Here is a 4,128-nt window from a genome sequence, read left to right as displayed (position 1 = left end):
GCGCTTCCGCGCCCGCACCCGGATGTTCACCCATCTGGCGACCATCACCGCCTATCTCGTCTTCCCGTCCTGGTCCGCCCTCATGCGCACCCTCATAACCGGAGTCCCACCACCGCAACCACCCTGAGCCCGCCCCTCCTCACCTGTCCCTTCAATCGCCAGACCCGGTTGCGACACACTCCAACCCCATCCTGAGAACTGCTGGTGCCATGACAGCATCCTGGCCTCAGGGTCGCCGACGGTGTACGTTAACTCCCTGCAGATCAGCCGGATCGGCGATCCGGTCGCATGTGGGTCGTCGGTCATGACGGGGTCTCCGGACGTTTTTGCCGGTCCGTGACCTGCTGCCCGGAAGGCTTTCCGGGCATGGCTGCGCCCCTGGCAGGCATAGCCTGCCCGCATGATCAGACATCAGGACATCAAGGCCGTGCATTGGCAGCCGCGCCTGGGCGCGGATGGCGATGTCGTCGAGGGGATCGACGACATCGCGCAGTGCATTGCGACCATCCTGCTGACGCGCAAGGGCAGCGATCCCCATCGACCTGAGTTCGGCTCTGACATCTGGAAATACATCGACTGGCCCGTGGATCGCGCCGCGCCGCACCTGGTGCGCGAGGTGACGCTGGCCATCGAGCGCTGGGAGCCCCGCGCCATTCTGGTGTCGGTGGAGCCGGCGATTGAAAACGCCCGCGTGGTTCTGCGCATCACCTGGAAGATTGCCCGCGATGCCCTGGAGACGGTGACAGAGGTGCGACTGTGAGCGCGCTTCCGGAGCCGCACTTCGTCGACCGTGATCCGGTCGACATCACGCGGGACTTGATCTCGGCCTACGAGGCCATGTCGGGCCGCGCCTTGCTGCCGGCGCAAGTGGAGCGGCTGCTTGTCGATCTACTGGCCTATTCCGAGACGCTGGTCAGGATCGCGATCCAGGAGACGGCCAAGCAGAACATGGTGGCCTATGCCACCGGCGTGAACCTGGACCACCTCGGCGCCCTACTGGGCGTGGTTCGCCTGCCCGCGCGCCCGGCGGCGGTCACGGTTCAGGCGTCGCTGGCGGCCGCCTCCGATGTCGACGTCACGGTGCCTGCCGGCACCCGTATCAAGTCCAGGGATGGCGCGGTGATTTTCCGCACCACCCGTGCGTTGGTGATCGCCGCCGGTGCGATTGCCGGCGAGGTCGAGGCCGTGGCGTCGGAGGTCGGGGAAGCTGGGAACGGCTACCTGCCCGGCGACATTGCCACGGTCATGGACCCTGTCCCCGGCGTGGCGATTGAGAACGCCACCACATCATACGGCGGCGCGGCGGTGGAAGATGATGAGCGCCTGCGGGCCCGCGTCCAGGAGGCGCCCGAACGTTTTACCGTCGCCGGTTCCAGGGGCGCGTATCGCTGGCACGTCATGAGTGCGCATCAGTCGCTTGTGGACGCCGGCGTGATCAGCCCGACCCCAGGCGTGGTTCAGCTCTACCCGCTGGGTGTGGATGGTATTCCAGCTCCGGAGATCTTGGACCTGGTCACCGTCGCACTGAGCGCCGAGAAGACGCGGCCAATGACAGACAAGGTCGAGGTGCTGCCGCCCACCGAGGTGCCGTATGCGCTGTCGGTCGAGTTGACCCTGCTACGCGGTGCCGATCAGGCGAGCGTAGAGGCGGCAGCGGCGACGGCGGCGGCTCGCTATGCGGCGGATCGGCGCAACGGGCTGGGGCGGGACCTCATTCACGCCCAGATCATCGCCGCGCTGTCGGTGCCGGGGGTGTATGACGTGACCGTGTTGTCCCCGGAAGAGCGCGTCCTGGACGGTTTCGAGTGGGCCAACGCCACGTCCATCAACATCGCCGTGGTGGGGGTGGCGGATGGCTGACGAACGGCTTCTCCCGGCCGGCATTCGCGACGAGCGGTCGCGGACCCTGCTGGCCTTGATGGATCGCCTGGAGGGCCTCGACCTCTCGAAGGTCCTGATCTACGACATTGACGGCGTGGACGCCTCGGCGCTGCCCCATCTGGGCTGGCAGTTCCATGTGATGGGGCCGGAGGGCTGGGAGCTGGCCCTGACTGACCGCCAGCGCCGCGACCTGGTCAAGCAGGCGCTGGAGCTGCACCGCTACAAGGGCACGCGCTGGGCCGTCCGCCAGGCGCTCGACGCCCTCGGCGTCCGCGCCGACATCGTCGAGTGGTTCGAGCCCGCCGGCGACGGCCTGAGCCCCTACGAGTTCGGGCTGCGCGCGACCGTGCGCGCGCCGGTGCGGCGCGACCAGCTGCTGGGCGCCGAGGCCACGGACGCCATCATTCGGGCCGTGGATGCCTACAAGAACGTCCGCTCTCACCTCGGCTGGATTGCATTCGCGGTCGAGTTCGACATGCCCATCGGGCCGGACGGCATCACGGACGAGCGCCTGGTGATCGACACCACCCGCGCCCGGATCCCCTGGTTCCCGGTGTTCGACATCACGGCGCTGGATGCCGAGCAGCTGGACCCCGATCCGTTCGAGCAGCGGCGCGAGGTGGTCGACGTCTCGCCCGTAGCCGTGATCTGGGGGCGCCCGTCGCGCCTGGACCGCCGCCTGTCCGAGGGCTACGCCGACCAAGGCCCGCAGATGGACCTGGCGCTGGTGTATCGCGAGGGCGAGCTGGTGCCGCCCATGGAACTGGTCCAGCGCACGGTGGTCTCCGTGGCCACGCTGACGCCCGCCGCGCCCGCCCCGTCGTCCAGCGCGCTGGCCTTGCCCGCCAGCGAGATCGCCTTGAGCCCGTCCCTCGCGAGCCTTGGGATGAACATGGACGACACGCCGACGCCTGCCCGCGCCGAGCCGGCGCGGGGTTACGACCTGATGCCGTCCCTGGATGGCACGCCCGCCGACGTCTACCCCCTCGACATCGCCATGGAGGCTGTCCATGCCTGATCCCGATCCCGTCTGGAAACAGGCCAAAGTCCTGCAGGGGCTGTACCGCCGCATGGCGGCGTCCCTGGTCAACGTGGGGCCATGTGTCCACATCGTCTCGTTCCGGCTGGGGCTGGGGTGGATCGACGAAAGCGGCGCGGTCCCGGTGCCCATCCAGCCCCCGTTCACGTCGACGGCGATCCCCGGCGAGTTCTTCACGGCCGCGACCGAGGGGTCGGCCGAGGACGAAACCGCGCTGATCCGCTGCGTCGTGCCGGCCGGCGCCGTCAGTGAGCCCACGCGCGCCACCGTCATCGGCCTGTATGACCAGGCCGACACGCTGGTGGCGGCGGTCTCGTTCCTCCCGGAGTGGATCACGCCCGACAAGCGGTATGAGCACTTCGTGCACCTGAACTTCCCGGCGGAGTAGCACCATGCCCCTGATCGTGGACGTGAAATGGCGTGAGCAATACGCAAGCCACGCCCTGAACCGCAAGCTGGCCGGCGTCACGGACCCCGGCATCTATTGGGGCTTCGTGCTGGCGCCTGGTGGCGGGCTGTCCGTGGCGGTCTCCGAGGGCGCCGACCCCGACTACCCGGTGTCGGTCGCGGTGGTCGAGCGCGACGGGTACAGCCTGACGGTGCGCCTCGACACCACGGAGACGGTGGTCATCGCCTCGGCGGGCACTTGGTATGTGGTGCTGGAGGCCAATTACATCGTCGGCCAGGACAGCGCCGCCACCCTCAAGGCCGTGGCCACCCGATTGAGCAACCTGAAGGATGGAAATTCGGCCTGAGGTCCCTCAGTCATCCCGGTTTTCCATGTTGATATAGACGCGGTCGGTGGTGGTCCAGTCCTCGTCGATCTCGGCGAGGATGGCGGTGACGAGGCGCAGCAGTGAGGCCTCGTTTGGGAAGACGCGGACCTTCTTGGTCCGGCGCTTGATCTCTTGCTGAACGGCCCGCTCGATCGGGTTCGACGTCCGCATGCGGCGGCGGTGCGGCTTCGGCAGGGTGAAGACGGCGAGGCCCTCGGGGACGTTGGCCTCCAGCCACTCGGTGAGCTTCGGGGCCGCCTTGCGGTAGCTCTCGGCCAGGGCGGCCAGTTCAGCCTCGGCGGCCTGCAGGTCCCTGGCGTTCCAGACGGCGCGCAGGTCCTCGCCGATGCGCTTGCGGATGGCGAGCGTCGGGGCGTGGTGGATGGCGTTCCGGGCCAGGTGGAACTGGCAGCGCTGCCATGTGGCGCCGGG

General features: G+C 68.4%; 7 protein-coding genes. 6 read left to right on the top strand and 1 reads right to left on the bottom strand.

Annotation, left to right across the window (positions count from 1 at the left end):
• Window positions 1-154 precede the first annotated feature (154 nt).
• Genes GGD89_RS20745 through GGD89_RS19195 form a run of 6 tightly spaced genes read left to right on the top strand, consistent with a single transcriptional unit; the run spans window position 155 to window position 3,675 of the window.
• A complete protein-coding gene (locus GGD89_RS20745) occupies window positions 155-340 on the top strand; it encodes a PAAR domain-containing protein (protein ID WP_184049032.1) in 186 nt (61 codons plus the stop codon).
• A 60-nt stretch (window positions 341-400) separates the two neighbouring features.
• Window positions 401-760: a GPW/gp25 family protein gene (locus tag GGD89_RS19215; RefSeq protein ID WP_184049028.1), complete on the top strand. Its 360-nt coding sequence runs from the start codon at window positions 401-403 to the stop codon at window positions 758-760.
• On the top strand, window positions 757-1,860 hold the full coding sequence (locus tag GGD89_RS19210) for a baseplate J/gp47 family protein (protein WP_184049026.1): 1,104 nt from the start codon (window positions 757-759) through the stop codon (window positions 1,858-1,860). Before GGD89_RS19215 ends, GGD89_RS19210 begins: the two co-directional genes overlap by 4 nt.
• On the top strand, window positions 1,853-2,899 hold the full coding sequence (locus tag GGD89_RS19205; protein ID WP_184049023.1) for a phage tail protein I: 1,047 nt from the start codon (window positions 1,853-1,855) through the stop codon (window positions 2,897-2,899). The genes GGD89_RS19210 and GGD89_RS19205 overlap by 8 nt, the downstream gene beginning before the upstream one ends.
• Entirely contained in the window at window positions 2,892-3,308 is a 417-nt protein-coding gene (locus tag GGD89_RS19200; protein ID WP_184049020.1) for a hypothetical protein, read from the top strand. Before GGD89_RS19205 ends, GGD89_RS19200 begins: the two co-directional genes overlap by 8 nt.
• Before the next feature lie 4 nt (window positions 3,309-3,312).
• Window positions 3,313-3,675, top strand: coding sequence for a hypothetical protein (locus GGD89_RS19195; RefSeq protein ID WP_184049017.1), 363 nt, complete (start codon window positions 3,313-3,315; stop codon window positions 3,673-3,675).
• A gap of 6 nt (window positions 3,676-3,681) precedes the next feature.
• Here the strand turns inward: GGD89_RS19195 and GGD89_RS19190 are convergent.
• Window positions 3,682-4,128: transposase (locus GGD89_RS19190; protein ID WP_184049014.1), on the bottom strand; the 447-nt coding region annotated here is incomplete at its 5' end.

The organism is Roseospira visakhapatnamensis (genome assembly GCF_014197915.1).
GTDB classification, from domain to species: domain Bacteria; phylum Pseudomonadota; class Alphaproteobacteria; order Rhodospirillales; family Rhodospirillaceae; genus Rhodospira; species Rhodospira visakhapatnamensis.
The sequence above is the reverse complement of the archived record's forward strand: the minus strand, read 5'-3'. Positions and strand labels throughout refer to the sequence as shown.

Coding starts and splice junctions, on each gene's coding strand:
- GGD89_RS19215 (WP_184049028.1), top strand. CDS start 401: ATGATCAGACATCAGGACATCAAGGCCGTGCATTGGCAGCCGCGCCTG.
- GGD89_RS19205 (WP_184049023.1), top strand. CDS start 1,853: ATGGCTGACGAACGGCTTCTCCCGGCCGGCATTCGCGACGAGCGGTCG.
- GGD89_RS19200 (WP_184049020.1), top strand. CDS start 2,892: ATGCCTGATCCCGATCCCGTCTGGAAACAGGCCAAAGTCCTGCAGGGG.
- GGD89_RS19195 (WP_184049017.1), top strand. CDS start 3,313: ATGCCCCTGATCGTGGACGTGAAATGGCGTGAGCAATACGCAAGCCAC.